This is a genomic window from Burkholderia sp. AU38729 (assembly GCF_020419725.1).
GTDB lineage: Bacteria > Pseudomonadota > Gammaproteobacteria > Burkholderiales > Burkholderiaceae > Burkholderia.
This window is the reverse complement of record NZ_JAIZQO010000007.1, coordinates 25015-41032: the sequence shown is the minus strand read 5'-3', so window position 1 is coordinate 41032 and position 16018 is coordinate 25015. Positions and strand designations below refer to the sequence as shown.

Sequence of the window (16018 nt, the reverse complement as noted above, 5' to 3'; positions counted from 1 at the left end):
TTAAGCATCCAGGAAAATCACATGGCTATCGTAGAAGTCAAAGTCCCCCAGCTTTCGGAGTCGGTTTCGGAAGCCACCATGCTGCAGTGGAAGAAGAAGCCGGGCGAAGCAGTTGCTCAAGACGAAATCCTGATCGAACTCGAGACCGACAAGGTCGTGCTCGAAGTGCCGGCACCGGCCGCGGGCGTGCTCGCGCAAGTGCTGCAGAACGACGGTGACACCGTCGTTGCCGATCAGCTGATCGCAACGATCGACACCGAAGCGAAGGCAGGTGCAGCCGAAGCCGCGGCAGGCGCCGCCGAAGTCAAGCCGGCAGCAGCGCCTGTTGCAGCCGAACCGGCAGCACAGCCGGTCGCCGCAGCCGCATCGTCGACCACCGCATCGCCGGCCGCATCGAAGCTGCTGGCCGAGAAGGGTCTGTCGGCGGGCGACGTCGCAGGTTCGGGCCGCGACGGCCGCGTCACGAAGGGCGACGCGCTGGCAGCAGGCAGCGCACCGAAGGCCGCACCGGCCGCCGCACCGGCGAAGACCGCCGCTGCGAAGCCGTCGCTGCCGGAAGTGAAGGTGCCGGCATCGGCCGCGACCTGGCTGAACGACCGTCCGGAACAGCGCGTGCCGATGTCGCGCCTGCGTGCGCGTATCGCCGAGCGTCTGCTCGAGTCGCAGCAGACCAACGCGATCCTGACGACGTTCAACGAAGTGAACATGGCCCCGGTCATGGAGCTGCGCAACAAGTACAAGGACAAGTTCGAGAAGGAACATGGCGTGAAGCTCGGCTTCATGTCGTTCTTCGTGAAGGCGGCCGTCCACGCGCTGAAGAAGTTCCCGCTCGTGAACGCGTCGATCGACGGTAACGACATCGTCTACCACGGCTACTTCGACATCGGTATCGCTGTCGGCTCGCCGCGCGGCCTCGTCGTGCCGATCCTGCGCAACGCGGATCAACTGAGCCTCGCCGAGATCGAAAAGAAGATCGCCGAGTTCGGCCAGAAGGCGAAGGACGGCAAGCTGTCGATCGAGGAAATGACGGGCGGTACGTTCTCGATCTCGAACGGCGGCGTGTTCGGCTCGATGCTGTCGACCCCGATCATCAACCCGCCGCAGTCGGCAATCCTCGGCGTGCACGCGACGAAGGAGCGTCCGGTCGTCGAAAACGGCCAGATCGTGATCCGTCCGATCAACTACCTCGCGCTGTCGTACGACCACCGCATCATCGACGGCCGCGAAGCCGTGCTGTCGCTCGTCGCGATGAAGGATGCGCTGGAAGATCCGGCACGCCTGCTGCTCGACCTGTAAGCCGAGTTTCACCGCATTGACCCGCACCGCACGGGCGCGCGACACGCGCGGCCCGTGCGGTTGCACAAGAAGAAAGGATTGTCATGTCCAAGGAATTTGACGTCGTCGTGATCGGCGCCGGCCCCGGCGGCTACATCGCCGCGATCCGCGCCGCGCAGCTCGGCAAGACCGTTGCCTGTATCGAGAAGTGGAAGAACCCGGCCGGCGCGCTGAAGCTCGGCGGTACGTGCCTGAACGTCGGCTGCATCCCGTCGAAGGCGCTGCTCGCATCGTCGGAAGAGTTCGAGAACACGTCGCACCACCTGGCCGACCACGGCATCACGGTCGACGGCGTGAAGATCGACGTCGCGAAGATGCTCGGCCGCAAGGACGCGATCGTCGAGAAGATGACGAGCGGGATCGAGTTCCTGTTCAAGAAGAACAAGATCACCTGGCTGAAGGGCCATGGCAAGTTCACCGGCAAGACCGATGCCGGCGTGCAGATCGAAGTGAGCGGCGAAGGTGAAACCGAAGTCGTCACCGCAAAGAACGTGATCATCGCGACGGGCTCGAAGGCGCGTCACCTGCCGGGCATTCCGGTCGACAACAAGATCGTGTCGGACAACGAAGGTGCGCTGACGTTCGACTCGGTGCCGAAGAAGCTCGCCGTGATCGGCGCAGGCGTGATCGGCCTCGAGCTCGGCTCGGTGTGGCGCCGCCTCGGTGCCGAAGTGACGGTGCTCGAAGCGCTGCCGGCCTTCCTCGGCGCAGCTGACGAAGCGCTCGCGAAGGAAGCGGCCAAGCTGTTCAAGAAGCAGGGCCTCGACATCAACCTCGGCGTGAAGATCGGCGAAGTGAAGACGACTGCGAACGGCGTGTCGATCGCCTACACGGACAAGGACGGCAACGCGCAGACGCTCGACGCCGACCGCCTGATCGTGTCGGTCGGCCGCGTGCCGAACACCGACAACCTCGGCCTCGAGGCAATCGGCCTGAAGGCGAACGAGCGCGGCTTCATCGACGTGGACGACCACTGCCGCACGGCGGTGCCGAACGTGTACGCGATCGGCGACGTGGTGCGTGGCCCGATGCTCGCGCACAAGGCGGAAGACGAAGGCGTGCTGGTCGCGGAAGTGATCGACGGCCAGAAGCCGCACATCGACTACAACTGCATTCCGTGGGTGATCTACACGTACCCGGAAATCGCTTGGGTCGGCAAGACGGAGCAGCAGCTGAAGGCGGAAGGCCGCGAGATCAAGTCGGGCAAGTTCCCGTTCTCGATCAACGGCCGCGCGCTCGGCATGAACGCGCCGGACGGCTTCGTGAAGATGATCGCGGACGCGAAGACCGACGAACTGCTCGGCGTGCACGTGATCGCGGCGAACGCGTCGGACCTGATCGCGGAAGCCGTGGTGGCGATGGAATTCAAGGCGGCGTCGGAAGACATCGCCCGCATCTGCCATCCGCACCCGTCGATGTCGGAAGTGATGCGCGAAGCGGCGCTCGCCGTCGACAAGCGCTCGCTGAACAGCTGAGCGCGGTATAAGCGCCGGCCGGCCATCGGTCGGCGCAGCCGTCTCATGACGAAGGCGGGCGGGGATTCCCGCCCGCCTTCGTTTTTTCCGGTTTGCCCGATGAACGTCACCGAATACTACACGCGCGAACTGACCACGCGCGGCTATCAGTCCGATCCCGCACAGCGCGCGGCCGTCGATCGCCTGCAGCAATGTTTCGACGAGTGGGTCGAGTACAAGGCGCGCCGCTCGAACGCATTCAAGAAGCTCATCAATCATCCCGACCTTCCGCGCGGCGTCTACATGTGGGGCGGCGTCGGTCGCGGCAAGAGCTTCCTGATGGACAGCTTCTTCGCGGTCGTGCCCGTGCAGCGCAAGACGCGCCTGCATTTCCACGAATTCATGCGCGAAGTGCACCGCGAGCTCGAGGAGCTGAAAGGGCAGGCCGATCCGCTCGACGAACTCGCACGGCGCATCGCGAAGCGCTACCGGTTGATCTGCTTCGACGAGTTCCACGTGTCGGACATTGCCGATGCGATGATTCTGTACCGTCTGCTCGACCGCCTGTTCAACAACGGCGTGCAGTTCGTGATGACGTCCAACTATGATCCCGACGACCTGTATCCGGACGGCCTGCATCGCGACCGCATGCTGCCGGCGATCGCGCTGATCAAGTCCAAGCTCGACGTACTCAACGTCGATGCGGGCGTCGATTATCGCCAGCGCACGCTCGCGCAGGTGAAGATGTATCACACGCCGCTCGGCGCGGATGCCGATCGCGAATTGCGGCATGCGTTTCAGAAGCTCGCTGCCGTTCCCGACGAAAGCCCGCTCCTGCATATCGAGAAGCGCGAACTGAAGGCGCTGCGCAAGGCGGACGGCGTCGTATGGTTCGACTTCGCGACGCTGTGCGGCGGCCCGCGCTCGCAGAACGACTATCTCGAGCTGGCGAGCCGCTTCCACGCGATCGTGCTGTCCGAAGTGCCGCAGATGTCGCCGCGGATGGCGTCCGAGGCGCGGCGCTTCACGTGGCTCATCGACGTGCTGTACGACCACAAGGTCAAGCTGCTGATGTCCGCGGCGGTGCCGGCGGAGCAGTTGTACATCGAAGGCCCGATGGCCAACGAGTTTGCGCGTACGGTCTCGCGAATCGTCGAGATGCAGTCGAAGGAATACATCGAAACGCCGCGCCGCATCGTCGATACGTCGCTGACTTGAGTGCGATTTCCGGCAATTGACGGAATTCAAACGTCAATTCCGGTCAAATTAAAGCAATCTCAGGGTAATTTCGGATTTGTCTTATATTCATTGTTGAGGTGAGCCGATATCGTTGTGTCATGGTTACTAAGGCTGGAGATATCCATGACACCGTATCGCGATCTGACCGATCAAGAGTGGCGCTGCGTTGCGTCGCTTCTGCCCGAAATGCAGCCGCGCACCGAGTTGCGCGGCCGCCCGTTGGCCAATACGCGTGCCGTCTTGAACGGCGTGCTCTGGGTGATCTACAGTGGTGCAACGTGGTCGGCCATGCCGCGTCGTTACCCTTCGTACCAAACTTGCCATCGTCGCTTCAAGGTCTGGCACGAGACGGGCACGTTGATGAGTGTCATGCGTGAACTCTATGGCGACGCAGGCGTGAATCTGTGCAACGAGTTGTCCACGCGGATGCGCAAGCACACGCAATCGAAGGCGGCGGAAGCACGCAGCAATGCGGCGCCCGCGTATCGCGCACCGGGCAGCTATGCGTCGGACACGCTGAAGCATGCAGCGTGATGTTGATCAGTTCCCGCCACGCATGCACCAAAACAAAATCGGCCTGACGACTTCGTCGCAGGCCGATTTTTTCATTGAGCCGCGCATTTAAGCGCGAGCCGCATTATTGCTGGCGAACCCAGGTCTGCGAACGGCCGAGCAGCGACACGCCGATGTAACCGCGCACGACGAGTTTCTGGCCACCGTCTTCGAGCGTCATCTTGCACTTGTAGACCTTGCCGTTCTCCGGGTCGAGAATGTTGCCGCCGTCCCAGTGGTCGCCTTCCTTCTTCATGGCCTTGATGATCGTCATGCCCTTGATGAGCTGATCCTTGCGTTCGTCCGTGCAGGCGGTGCAGCGGCGATCAGGCGTATCGTTCGCGCCGAGGCCCTTCACGACCTTGCCGGTCAGCGCACCATCACCGTCCTCGGCGATCTGCACGAGCGCCTTCGGCTGATGCGTGTTGTCGTCGATCGTCTGCCACATGCCGATGGGGCTGTCTGCTTGTGCGAACGTGGGAGCGGCGCAAGCGAGCAGTACGCCGGCGACGGCGATGGCACGAAACGGGCGGGTCAGTTGAATCATTGTCGTCCTCCTTGTTTTGCATGTCGTGTTCGATTTGCTCGCACGACCGTCTGCATGGGGCGGGGCATGTTGCGAGCTTCGCCAGAATACGTGAAACAACGCGCCACGTTTGATAGAGGGGACTCTAATCGAAACAGCCCGCGGGCGCGGGCTGTTGGGTGGCCGATCAGTTGAGCTGATATGAGAATGCGGCGTTGATGCGCGGGCTGCGTGACGCGCTTTCGACGGGAGCGTCACCCACCGGCTTCGCGACGTTCAGGTCGAGGCTGTAGAAGCGGCTGTCGGTGAAACGCACGCCGATGCCGACCGACGACATGCGGTTCGGCGACGGTGTGCCTGCGTGCAGGTACACACGCGCCATGTCATAGGCGATGTACGGCGTAACGGACTTCATATACGTCCAGCCCGGCGTGAAGCCGCGGTTGACCTCCAGCGACATCCCCCATCCCGAGTCACCCGACGCTTCGCCCGGCTGATAGCCGAGCGCGTAACGCGTCGAGCCGAACGAGATCTGCTCGGACGTCGGCAGCGAGTCGGGGCTGTATTGCCCGGTCAGCGAAACCGACGTGCCGATCCGGAACGGCCACTCGTTGGTTTGCGTGAAGGTCGCGCCGGTACGGACGAAGGTCAGTGATGTCGGGTCGGCGTACGTGATCGTCGAGCCGTTTGCCTGGGCGGTCTGCGACTTCGATGCGCCGAGGATGTCGAACGCCTTGGCCACGTTGACGCTCAACTTTCGCACTTGCTTCGGCTGGACGTTCGTGTAGTCGAGTTGCAGTTGCAGCACGCGAACCTGCGACCGATTGTTGAGGGTCGCGCCGGTGATCTGGTTCTGGTAATTGTCCTCGTTGTGCGCTGCGTAGCCCGACACCGTGCCGAGCAGGCTGCGCTGGTTGTTCAGCAGTATCGGATAGGATGCCGAAAGACCGAGCTTCTCGTTCTTGACCGTACGCTGGATGTACGACGGCAAGCCAGGATTGTCCGTCGGCTTGCCGCGATAGGTGCTCGCGTCGAGGCGCGTGATCAGGCCGCTGCTGCCCACGGGTATCGCGCCGCTGAATGCGAAATAAGTTTGCTTGTCGCGCCCCGGCGGCGCCAGCGCGGAAATGCTCAGTTGCTCGCCGAACGACGTGAGGCCGTTTTCGGTCGCGGTGATGAGACCCTGGACGCCCGGGTGGTTGAAGTCGATACCGGTGCTGACGTTGAACGGCTTGCGGTCGACCGCGAGTTCGAGCGTCGTGGCGCCGTCGGTGGTTTGCGGCGGCGGTACGTTCGCCTTGACCGTGAGGCCGGGCAACAGGCCGAACGTGTTCACGTAGCGTTCGAACGTCGCGCGGCGCAGCGGGCGATCGGCAGTGATATGCGAGGCGATCGCACGAATCTTCGATTCCATTGCACCGGGCTTGCCGGTGACCTTGACGTCCGACACATAGCCTTCGACAACCGTGATGCGCACGACGCCGTTCTCGAACGTCTGCGCAGGAACGAACGCGAACGACAGCGCGAAGCCGCGATCCTGGTACAGCTTCGTCACGCCGTTGGCGGTTTCGATCAGCTCGCCGATCGTGATGTCCTTGCCGACGAGCGGGGTGAAGCGACGCGAGATCTCGTCGAACGGAACGGATTTCACGCCTTCGACCTGGAATGTGGTCGGTGTCAGGTGACGCGACAGCAACTCCTGCAATTGCGGTGCTTGCGGTGCGACCTGCACGGTCACGTTCGGGCCGGTTTTCGGCGCGTTGATCTGGGGCAGGGAGTCGAGCGGGTTACCGCCGACGCGCGTTTGTGCATGTGCCGTGCCTGCTGCCGCGATGGCGAGCAGCATCATCCATCTGTCGAGTCTGGATTTCATTGTTCTTCCTCGTTGGCCTTGCTCTTCGTCTTCTTTGTAATGCCGGCGCGCGACACCAGGGTGCCGCGCGCCGCGTGCCGCAATGCCGGTTGTGTTTGTACGGCCGCGCCATTCGCTCCGGCTGCGAAGGTGCGACCGTCCTCCTTACTTGCCAACGCTACCCAGCGTACCCAGCAACCCCGTTACCGGTGCCAGCAGCCCCGTCGAGCTGCTGCCCGACGTTGCCGTACCCGTGACGCCGCCAACCAGCGACGTGACCGGTGCGAGCGGGCTCGATCCCCCGGATCCTGCTGCGCCGCCGACTGCTCCGGTGACAGTATTCAGCAAACCGGTGACAGGCGCGAGAGGGTTTGCACTGCCTGCGCCACCCGTTGCGCCACCGAGCGTGCCCGTGACCGTCGACACGAGATTCGTGACGGGGGCGAGCGGGCCGCCGCTGCCGCCCGCCGCACCGCTCAGTGCGCCGGTGACGGTGGAGACGAGGCCGGTGACGGGCGCGAGCGGGCTGCTGCCCGAACCGCCGGTCGCGCCGCCGAGTGCGCCCGTGAGCGAACCGAGCGGCGTCGAGCCGAGACCCGACAGCAGGCCGCCGAGCGGATTCGTCGAGCCGGAGCCTGACGACGTGCCGTTCTGTACGGTCGCCGTCGAGCCGCCGACAAGGCTCGTGATCAGGCCGGGGATCGGTGCCGCGCCGTTCGGGCCGTTCGGGTTGACGAGGCCACCCGCGTTGGTCACGGTGTTGCCGACTGCCGTGACGAGCTGACCGACGTCGCCGACGAGCGGCTGGCTCGACGTGCCGCCCACCTGCTTGCCGGCCGAGCTGATCGCGCCGCCGACCTGGCCGAGCAGGCCCGAGACGGGTTGGCCGAGGCCGGTCGTCGTGCCGACCTGTTGCGTGACCTGGCCGGCGGTGATCACGAGCGGCGTGATTGCCGAGCTGAGCGGTTGCGTGACCTGCTGCACGGCGCCAGACGACAGTGTCGAGCCGATCGTCGTGCCGGCAGCCGTCAAGCCGTTGGCCACCGTGTCGAGCACGGTGCCGACCGGCGTCGTGACGGGCGCGAGCGGCGCGAGCTGGCCGGTGCCGAGTGCCTTGACCGTCGAACTCAGGCCGGACACCGTGTTGCTCGTCGCGCCGACCACGTTGCCGAGGCCCGCGACGGTCGTGCCGACCGGATCCTTGGTCGTGCCGATCTGTCCCAGCCCGTTGCTCACCGCATCGGCGGCTGCGCCGACGATCGTGCCGGTGCTGGAGAGCGTGCTGCCGACACCCTTCGTCACGCCGTCGCCGAGGCCCGGCACGCTGATGTTGCCGACCGTGCTGCCGAGGTCGGTGGCCGTCTGGCCGACCGTGCTGACCACGCCCTTGGTGCCGGTGGACGTACCGCTGGTGCCGCTCGTGCTTGGCGTACCGCTCGTGCTCGGGTTGTTATTGTTGTTGCTGCTGGTCGGCGGCGAGCTGACGCCACCGCCGCCGCAGGCGGCCAGCAGGCAGGCGGCGGCGAAGGCCGTGAGGGGCGCGCGCCACTGGCGCAGGGCGACTGTCGTGAGAGAACGTTGCTGGGACATGATGGACTCCTCGCTGTCTTGTCGATTGATGGATGTTGGTTTACTTGCCGTGCGTGCCGCCGAGCAGGCCGCCGATCAGCGACGTGACGGGCGCGAGCGGATTCGACGACGAACCCGAGTTCGTGACGGCGCCCGTGCCGCCGGTCAATGCCGGTGCGCCGACCGTGCTGGTCACCGTGGACACGACGTTCGTCACCGGAGCGAGCGGGCTGCTGCCGCCTGCACCGCCCGTCGCGCCGCCGAGTGCGCCCGTGACCGCGCCGAGGAGACCCGTGACCGGGGCGAGCGGGCCACCGCTCGTGCCGCCCGTGGCGCCGCCGAGTGCGCCCGTGACCGTCGAGACGAGGCCGGTGACCGGAGCGAGCGGGCCGCCGCTGCCGCCTGCTGCGCCGCCGAGTGCGCCCGTGACCGTGGAGACGAGGCCGGTGACCGGAGCGAGCGGGCCGCCGCTGCCGCCTGCTGCGCCGCCGAGCGCACCCGTGACCGTCGAGACGAGGCCGGTAACCGGGGCGAGCGGGCCGCCGCTGCCGCCTGCTGCGCCGCCGAGTGCGCCCGTGACCGTCGAGACGAGGCCGGTAACCGGGGCGAGCGGGCCGCTGCCGCCGCCTGCTGCGCCGCCGAGCGCACCCGTGACCGTGGAGACGAGGCCGGTGACCGGGGCGAGCGGGCTGCTGGCGCCACCCGTTGCGCCGCCGAGCGTACCCGTGACCGTCGTGAGGAGACCCGTGAGCGGTGCGAGCGGGTTGGTCACCCCGCCGGTGCCGCCCGTGAGCAGGCCGCCGACGGCCTTCACGGTGTTGCCCGTCGACGAGACCGTGTTGCCAAGGCCGGTCGTGACAGGGTTGCCGCCCGCCGACGCGAGCAGGGCGCCGGCCTGGTTCAGGCCGTTGCCGACCGTGCCGAGCAGCGTGTTGACGGGCGCGCCGAGGCCGGTCGCGGTGCCGATCGTCTGGGTCGTCTGGCCGACCATCGTCGTGATCGGCGTGATGGCCGAGCTGACCGTCTGCGTGACTTGCTGGATCGGGCCGGTCGACAGCGCGTTGGTGAGGGTGGTGCCGCCGTTCGATACGGCGCCGCCGAGCGTCGACACGAGGCCGCCGACGGCGCCCGTGACCGGTGCCAGCGGCGTCAGCGGGCCGCTGCCGAGGCTCGAGACCAGATTGCCCGTCTGCGTGACCGCGCCGCCGAGCTGGTTGACCACGCCGCCCGTGCTGGCGAGCGTGGTGCCGAGCGGATCCTTCGTCGCGCCAAGCTGGCCGAGACCGTTGCCAAGGCCGTTGCCCAGTGCGGTCACGGCGCCGCCAACGCTCTGCACGACGCCGCCTGCGGCTTGCGTGGTGGCCGGGTTGACACCCGGCAGCGACTGGTTGGCAATGACGGAGCCGAGGCCCGAGACGGTTCCACCGGCGCTCGTGAGGATGTTGCTGCTGCTTGCGAGGACAGTTCCCACTGGGTTCGACGACACACCCGAGGTGCCGCTCGTGCCCGACGTACCGCTGGTGCCGGAGGTGCCGCTCGTGCCCGAGGTGCCGCTGGTGCCGGAGGTGCCGGAGGTGCCGGAGGTGCCGCTCGTGCCCGAGGTGCCGCTCGTGCCCGAGGTGCCGCTGGTGCCGGACGTACCGCTGGTGCCCGAGGTACCGCTGGTGCCGCTCGTGCCGCTCGTGCCCGAAGTACCGCTCGTGCCGGAGGTGGAGATCGTATCGCCGCCGCCCGAGCTCGAGCCGCCGCCGAGCCCCTGGCTGATGGAGCCGGAACCGCCGCACGCGGAGAGGGAAAGCATGGCTGCAACGGTGGCCGCGATCAGAGTCGTCCGGAACACGCCATGGGGGATAACCTTAATGTCCATTTCGTCCTCGCATTAAAAATGTGTTGTGAACTTCGTTGTGTTGAGTGGTGCGCGGACTACTCTGCAACTGTCGTGCCATTTCGATGCTCGACGGTTCGACAACAGGTTTTAAACGGGGCAATTCCTTGTCGGAAAAGGAGGTTATGGAAATTGAAAGATTGTTGAATCTGTTTAAGGACAGACGAATGAGAACGGTTTCGCGCGTTTCGTAACGTAACGTCACAACATTGGCGTTACGCGTGCGGCGTAACGTGGGGGGCGTGCAGGCTTGGTGGACGAGGCAATTGTTTTACTGGTGGATTAGGTGTGCACATCTAACCTATCGTAAATCCTATGTGTAAGTCGTACCGAAACGCCGTACAAATACGTTGTGCTCCTGGTCATTTTTTTCGATCCGTGTCGTTAAAATAGGTTGGAATTTAAATGGGATCGGATATAGAATCGGCAGCAGATGTAAGCAAATGTACGGTTCGGTACACAACGTTCGAGGAGGGTCACTATCGCGAATGTTAACTTGCATCAAATGTTGAGCCATGCCCCTCGGGGCAATCTATAAAGAAAGTGCACCCGATTGTCGCTACAGCAGATGTGGCGAACAGAGCGGGGCAACCGGCCAGATATGCGAGGACGTATACGTATAAAAGGCCAAAGAACGTAAATACAGGCACGAGGAATAAAATGAAAGCAATGATGATTCGCTTCCTTCGGGAAGAAGACGGGGTTACCGCGATCGAGTATGGTCTGATTGCGGGTCTGATTGCGGCCTTGATCATCGGTAGCGTCACCACTATCGGTACCAAGATCTCGGCGCTGTTCACCACGATTGCCAATACGTTGCCGACCGGCTGATCCTCGTTAGTTCGATGGGTGGCGAGCGGTCCGTTTTCGCGGCCCGCTCGCCCTTACGTCGACATGGTCGGTCGATCGCGATATGGCACATCTTCTCAGTACCAGCATTTTTTTTGCCTGGGCGACGCTCGTTGCCGCCGGTGATATTCGATTTCGGCTTGTTCGAAATACGCTTGTCGTCGTCGGACTCCTGGTGGCGCTTGCCAGTGCATTGGCCAATGCAAATCCGTTTGGTATTTCAGTAGGGCAGGCATTGATCGGCATGCTCGTCGGATTCTTGAGCTTTTTCCCGCTTTTTGCATTTCGCGTGATGGGCGCGGCGGACGTGAAGGTGTTCGCGGTTCTCGGCGCGTGGTGCGGTTTGTCGATACTGCCGTGGCTGTGGGTTGTCGCCAGCCTGGTGGCCGGTATACATGTCCTCGCGCTGATGACGCTGTCCCATACGCCGCTGGGCGCGCTGTGGTCGCGCGGTTCGCCGACGTTCGCGCTCGGTGCGCGGCGGGCGACGCCGTATGCGGCCTGTCTCGTCGCGCCTGCAGCGATATGGCTGGCCTATCTCGTCGTTACCGGGGGGGGGCAATGAAGCGACAGTGCCGGCCGCGGTCGTGGCGGCGTCAGCAGGGGGCGACGGCGGTCGAGTTCGCGCTGGTGTTTCCGCTGTTCTTCCTGATCATGTACGCGATCGTGACGTACGGGCTGATCTTCGCCGTTCAGCAGGGCTTGACGCTCGCGGCGACCGAAGGCGCGCGTACGGCGCTGAATTATGTCTACGAGTCCAACGGGTCGGGGGCGCAGGCGCTGACGGACCGTGCGAAGGCGGCACAGTCGACGGCGGTCGGGCTCACGACGTGGCTGGCCAACGTTCAGATTCCGACGCCGGTGTCGGGGGCATGCAGTTACGACGCAACCATGTATTGTGTGACGGTCACGGTGACGTACCCGTACAAGACCAACCCGCTGGTTCCGTCGCTGCCCCTGCTCGGACTCGTTACGCCGACGCAGTTGACCGGCACGGCAACCGTGCAGATCAACCCGGCCACCATTTTATGAAACGGACGCCGGGCAGCGCACGGTAACAGGTGCAAGCGGCGTTCGCATATCGACATAACAACATTTACGGCACTCGACATTCACCATGGGCAACAACTTGACGAAGATCATCGCCGGGCTGCTGATTGCGCTCGCCGTGCTGCTCGGAATCTATGCGTGGATGCTTGGCCGCGCGCCGGCCCATCCGCCGGCCGCGGCGCCCGCCGTGGCGATGGTGCAGACGGTCCCGGTGGTCGTGGCGACGCGTCTGTTGCCGGCTGGTCAACCGATTCCGGCCGATGCCCTGAAGCTGGCTTCGGCACCCATGATGCCGACCGGCGGCTTCAGCGATCCGTCGCTGCCTGTCGGTCGTATTCCGGCGAACGACATTCTTGCCGCCGCGCCGGTCGTCGAGGGCGGCTTGACGTCGGGGCTGGCGAACCAGGTGGCGCCCGGCGAACGGGCGGTGGCCATCAAGGTCGACGAGACGAATGCGGTCGGAAACCGGTTGCGCCCCGGCAACTTTGTCGACGTGTTCCTGAATTTGCGGCGCGACAACTCGGGGATGGCGCAAACCGGCTCGGAAATTCCCAATTCACAGGCGCGATTGCTGATGTCGAAGCTGCGGATCCTGTCGTTCGGCGACGCGACGCCCGATCGTGACGGCAGCGGCGGCCCGGGCGGCGCGGTACGGACCGCCGTGCTCGCCGTGCCGACGGCACAGGTCGATGCGCTGACGCTCGCGGAAGCAAGCGGCCGGCTGACGCTGGCACTGCGCAATCCGCGCGATGACGAAGTCGCGACGCAGACGGTCGCGATCCGCACGGCCGGTGACCTGACGCCTTCCGGGCAGGCGGCCGCCGGCGTGTGGCTCGATGAACTTTCAGGCGGGCGGGCACGCAATACGCCCCGCGTGCAGGCGCCGGCGCGTGCGCCGCGCGCACCGATCGTCGCGCGCGAAGGCGGGAGCAGTATTGAAGTGATTCGGGGTGGGCGAACCGAAACGGTCGCTTATTGACAACCTAAACACGGTCATCGACAGCAGTAACGGAAGGGAGAAGGCCGTATGACGGTCTCCGACACAATGACAAAAAAACTGATTGCATACGCGATTGCCATCTGGGCCATGACCTTCGCCGTGTTGTCCGGGGCCGCCGGCACAAACGGGTCGATCGATCTGGCGGTCGGCTCGCAGCGACAGGTCGCTACCGGCCGCACGCTGCAGCGGATCGCGGTGGGCGATCCGTCGGTCGTCGACGTGCTGGTCATGAAGGGCAGTCGCGCCGGCAATGTGCTGCTGGTTGCGAAGGCGCCGGGTTCGACGAATGTGATGCTGTGGGAGCGCGGTCGCGACGAGCCGACCGTGTGGAACGTCAATGTCGTCGATGCAGCCGCACAGGCCGTGCTGGACGGCGCGGGACCGTCCGTGAGGGCGTATGGCGGCGCGGCAGTCGTGTCGGGCGCGGCAGCGTCGCTTGACGCGCACGAGCGGGCAGTTGCCGTCGGCAAGCGGATGGGCGGCAAGGATGCGGCGGTGATCGATGCGTCGACGGTCGGCAATCGGAACGTCGTGCAAGTCGACGTCCGGGTCGTGGAATTCAGCCGTTCGGTGCTGAAGGAAGCGGGGCTGAATTTCTTCAAGCAGAGCAACGGATTCGCTTTCGGCGCATTTTCGCCGGGCGGTCTCCAGTCGGTGACCGGCGGGGGGACGGGGGCATTCCAGGCGACGGGCGGCATTCCGATCGCGTCCGCGTTCAACCTGGTGGTGAATTCGGCGGGGCGCGGCATTTTCGGCAATATTTCGATTCTCGAGGCGAACAATCTGGCCCGTGTGCTCGCGCAGCCGACCCTCGTGGCGTTGTCCGGGCAAAGCGCCAGCTTTCTCGCCGGTGGCGAAATTCCCGTGCCGGTGCCGCAGGCGCTCGGCTCGACGGCGATCGACTGGAAGCAGTACGGCGTCGGCCTGACCCTGACGCCGACCGTGCTGAGCCAGCGCCGCATCGCACTCAAGGTGGCGCCCGAATCGAGCCAGCTCGACTTCCAGCATGGCGTCACGATCAACAGCGTCTCGGTGCCGGCGATCACGACTCGCCGCGCCGACACCACGGTCGAGCTCGGCGACGGGGAAAGCTTCGTGATCGGCGGCCTGATCGACCGCGAAACGATGTCGAACATCAACAAGGTGCCGGTCCTGGGCGACCTGCCGATCATCGGCGCCTTCTTCAAGTCGCTGAACTATCAGCAGAACGACAAGGAACTGGTGATCATCGTGACGCCGCATCTCGTTGCGCCGATCGCGAAGGGCGCGCCGTTGCCGACCACGCCGGGCGAATTGTCCGAACAGCGCGATGGTCCGGTGTGGCGGTCGTATCTTGGCGGTATCGCATCACCCGATGCGGCGCCCGGATTTTCGAAATGAATGCGGGACGAGATGTCGCGCGATATGTAACCGGGGGTGTTCAACATGAACGCGAGAACCCTATCGTTGGCTGAGCCTGCCGTGACCGATTATTTCGTGTGCGCATCGCAGCAGGACGAGCATGCCCGCTGGCTGGGCGAGACACTCGTGTCGGCCGGCACGGTGGAAGCCTTGTCGCTCGAACCGGGCGCGCTGAGCCAGCGCATCACGGGGCTCAATCCCGCGATCGTCTTCATCGATTTTTCCCGTGCGCACAGCGCGGCGAGCGCTGCCGCGGCTGCCGTACGGCTGGCCCATCCGGGCCTGCCGGTCGTCGCGCTCGGCACGCTCTCGGAGCCGGAAAGCGCGCTGGCCGCACTGCGGGCCGGCGTACGCGATTTCATCGACGTGTCCGGGAGTGCCGAGGATGCGTTGCGGATCACCCGCGGGTTGCTGGAACATACCGGCACCGAGCCGGCCAACCGGCACGGCAAAGTCGTCGCGTTGCTCGGCGCACGCGCGGGGATGGGCGTCAGCACGCTCGCCTCGAATCTGTCCGTGTGGCTGCACAAGCGCATGGGTTCGGCCGACCCGGAAGGCGGCACGCCTGCATTCGGCGTCGCCGCGCCTCACGCGCGGCAGACGGCGCTGGTCGATCTCGGGCTTCCCGCGGGCGACAGTGCGCTGTTCCTCAACACACGCTGCGAATTCCATTTCGTCGAAGCCGTGCGCAACCTGCGGCGCATCGACCGGACGTTCGTCAATACCGCGCTGACGCGCCACGCGAGCGGCGTCGCGCTGACCACGTTGCCGCCCAATCTCGCCGACCTGCGCGACGTGTCGTACGCCGCATGCGTCGGGCTGTTGAACCGGCTGCGCGCGTTCTTCGACCAGCAGATCATCGATCTCGGCGGATTCACGAACCATGAATTCGTTGCGCAGATCACGGCGGTGGCCGACGAGGCGTGGCTCGTGTGCGACCAGGGCGTCGCCTCGATCGTCTCGGCGGTCGACCTGCTGGAAGGGCTGCGCGATGCGGGCGTCGACATCGGCAAGATTCGTCTCGTCGTCAACCAGTACGACGCGACGCTGAGCCTGACGCCGGCCCAGATCGCGGAACGGCTCGGCATTTCGCACCTGGCGACGCTGCCGGCGCGTCGCGTGGCAATCGGCCAGGCGGCCAACCAGGGGCGGCTGATCGTCGATACGGCCGAACGCGATCCGTATGTGCGTGCCCTCGAGCCGCTCGCAGATCGACTGGCCGGCCCGGTTTCCGCCGGCCAGCGCACCGCATTGGGCTTGTCCGCCCTGAAGCGTTTCATTCAACCTTCGTCCAGGCGATCGTAAG

14 protein-coding genes are annotated in these 16018 nt (G+C 65.0%); 10 read left to right on the top strand and 4 right to left on the bottom strand.

What is annotated here, in order from left to right; all coding sequences use genetic code 11:
- Positions 1–21: 21 nt before the first annotated feature.
- The 4 genes from odhB to LGM56_RS19230 all read left to right on the top strand — a co-directional run bounded on the left by odhB (position 22) and on the right by LGM56_RS19230 (position 4562).
- A complete protein-coding gene (gene odhB / locus LGM56_RS19245; RefSeq protein ID WP_226206448.1) occupies positions 22–1296 on the top strand; it encodes a 2-oxoglutarate dehydrogenase complex dihydrolipoyllysine-residue succinyltransferase in 1275 nt (424 codons plus the stop codon).
- A gap of 83 nt (positions 1297–1379) precedes the next feature.
- Positions 1380–2810: a dihydrolipoyl dehydrogenase gene (gene lpdA, locus LGM56_RS19240; RefSeq protein WP_089425219.1), complete on the top strand. Its 1431-nt coding sequence runs from the start codon at positions 1380–1382 to the stop codon at positions 2808–2810.
- A gap of 99 nt (positions 2811–2909) precedes the next feature.
- Positions 2910–4007, top strand: coding sequence for a cell division protein ZapE (gene zapE / locus LGM56_RS19235; protein WP_039358978.1), 1098 nt, complete (start codon positions 2910–2912; stop codon positions 4005–4007).
- 114 nt (positions 4008–4121) lie between these two features.
- Positions 4122–4562, top strand: a complete 441-nt coding sequence (locus tag LGM56_RS19230; protein WP_226206446.1) for a transposase — start codon at positions 4122–4124, stop codon at positions 4560–4562.
- 103 nt (positions 4563–4665) lie between these two features.
- Here the strand turns inward: LGM56_RS19230 and LGM56_RS19225 are convergent, their stop codons facing one another.
- From LGM56_RS19225 to LGM56_RS19210, 4 genes are all read right to left on the bottom strand, one after another.
- Positions 4666–5127 carry a DUF2147 domain-containing protein gene (locus LGM56_RS19225; protein ID WP_046545504.1) on the bottom strand — a complete coding sequence of 154 codons (462 nt, stop codon included), beginning with the start codon at positions 5125–5127 and terminating at the stop codon, positions 4666–4668.
- Positions 5128–5293: 166 nt separating this feature from the next.
- Positions 5294–6979: a ShlB/FhaC/HecB family hemolysin secretion/activation protein gene (locus tag LGM56_RS19220; protein ID WP_226206444.1), complete on the bottom strand. Its 1686-nt coding sequence runs from the start codon at positions 6977–6979 to the stop codon at positions 5294–5296.
- 144 nt (positions 6980–7123) lie between these two features.
- Positions 7124–8548, bottom strand: coding sequence for a collagen-like triple helix repeat-containing protein (locus LGM56_RS19215; protein WP_226206442.1), 1425 nt, complete (start codon positions 8546–8548; stop codon positions 7124–7126).
- 40 nt (positions 8549–8588) lie between these two features.
- On the bottom strand, positions 8589–10394 hold the full coding sequence (locus LGM56_RS19210; RefSeq protein WP_226206440.1) for a collagen-like triple helix repeat-containing protein: 1806 nt from the start codon (positions 10392–10394) through the stop codon (positions 8589–8591).
- A 678-nt stretch (positions 10395–11072) separates the two neighbouring features.
- On the opposite strand from LGM56_RS19210, the gene LGM56_RS19205 reads away from it, so the two are divergent.
- From LGM56_RS19205 to LGM56_RS19180, 6 genes are all read left to right on the top strand, one after another.
- Positions 11073–11243 (top strand): Flp family type IVb pilin, encoded by a 171-nt coding sequence (locus tag LGM56_RS19205; RefSeq protein ID WP_089472660.1) that lies wholly within the window; start codon positions 11073–11075, stop codon positions 11241–11243.
- 82 nt (positions 11244–11325) lie between these two features.
- Positions 11326–11826, top strand: coding sequence for a prepilin peptidase (locus LGM56_RS19200; protein WP_226206438.1), 501 nt, complete (start codon positions 11326–11328; stop codon positions 11824–11826).
- Entirely contained in the window at positions 11823–12293 is a 471-nt protein-coding gene (locus LGM56_RS19195) for a TadE/TadG family type IV pilus assembly protein (protein WP_089494725.1), read from the top strand. Before LGM56_RS19200 ends, LGM56_RS19195 begins: the two co-directional genes overlap by 4 nt.
- Before the next feature lie 85 nt (positions 12294–12378).
- On the top strand, positions 12379–13290 hold the full coding sequence (cpaB, locus tag LGM56_RS19190; RefSeq protein ID WP_124575694.1) for a Flp pilus assembly protein CpaB: 912 nt from the start codon (positions 12379–12381) through the stop codon (positions 13288–13290).
- Positions 13291–13356: 66 nt separating this feature from the next.
- Entirely contained in the window at positions 13357–14691 is a 1335-nt protein-coding gene (locus tag LGM56_RS19185) for a type II and III secretion system protein family protein (protein WP_089472664.1), read from the top strand.
- A gap of 45 nt (positions 14692–14736) precedes the next feature.
- Positions 14737–16017, top strand: a complete 1281-nt coding sequence (locus LGM56_RS19180; protein WP_089473244.1) for a fimbrial protein — start codon at positions 14737–14739, stop codon at positions 16015–16017.
- Position 16018: the final 1 nt, after the last annotated feature.

Coding starts and splice junctions, on each gene's coding strand:
- LGM56_RS19195 (WP_089494725.1), top strand. CDS start 11,823: ATGAAGCGACAGTGCCGGCCGCGGTCGTGGCGGCGTCAGCAGGGGGCG.
- LGM56_RS19225 (WP_046545504.1), bottom strand. CDS start 5,127: ATGATTCAACTGACCCGCCCGTTTCGTGCCATCGCCGTCGCCGGCGTA.
- cpaB (WP_124575694.1), top strand. CDS start 12,379: ATGGGCAACAACTTGACGAAGATCATCGCCGGGCTGCTGATTGCGCTC.
- lpdA (WP_089425219.1), top strand. CDS start 1,380: ATGTCCAAGGAATTTGACGTCGTCGTGATCGGCGCCGGCCCCGGCGGC.
- LGM56_RS19210 (WP_226206440.1), bottom strand. CDS start 10,394: ATGGACATTAAGGTTATCCCCCATGGCGTGTTCCGGACGACTCTGATC.
- LGM56_RS19180 (WP_089473244.1), top strand. CDS start 14,737: ATGAACGCGAGAACCCTATCGTTGGCTGAGCCTGCCGTGACCGATTAT.
- LGM56_RS19200 (WP_226206438.1), top strand. CDS start 11,326: ATGGCACATCTTCTCAGTACCAGCATTTTTTTTGCCTGGGCGACGCTC.
- odhB (WP_226206448.1), top strand. CDS start 22: ATGGCTATCGTAGAAGTCAAAGTCCCCCAGCTTTCGGAGTCGGTTTCG.
- LGM56_RS19220 (WP_226206444.1), bottom strand. CDS start 6,979: ATGAAATCCAGACTCGACAGATGGATGATGCTGCTCGCCATCGCGGCA.
- zapE (WP_039358978.1), top strand. CDS start 2,910: ATGAACGTCACCGAATACTACACGCGCGAACTGACCACGCGCGGCTAT.
- LGM56_RS19185 (WP_089472664.1), top strand. CDS start 13,357: ATGACAAAAAAACTGATTGCATACGCGATTGCCATCTGGGCCATGACC.
- LGM56_RS19205 (WP_089472660.1), top strand. CDS start 11,073: ATGAAAGCAATGATGATTCGCTTCCTTCGGGAAGAAGACGGGGTTACC.
- LGM56_RS19215 (WP_226206442.1), bottom strand. CDS start 8,548: ATGTCCCAGCAACGTTCTCTCACGACAGTCGCCCTGCGCCAGTGGCGC.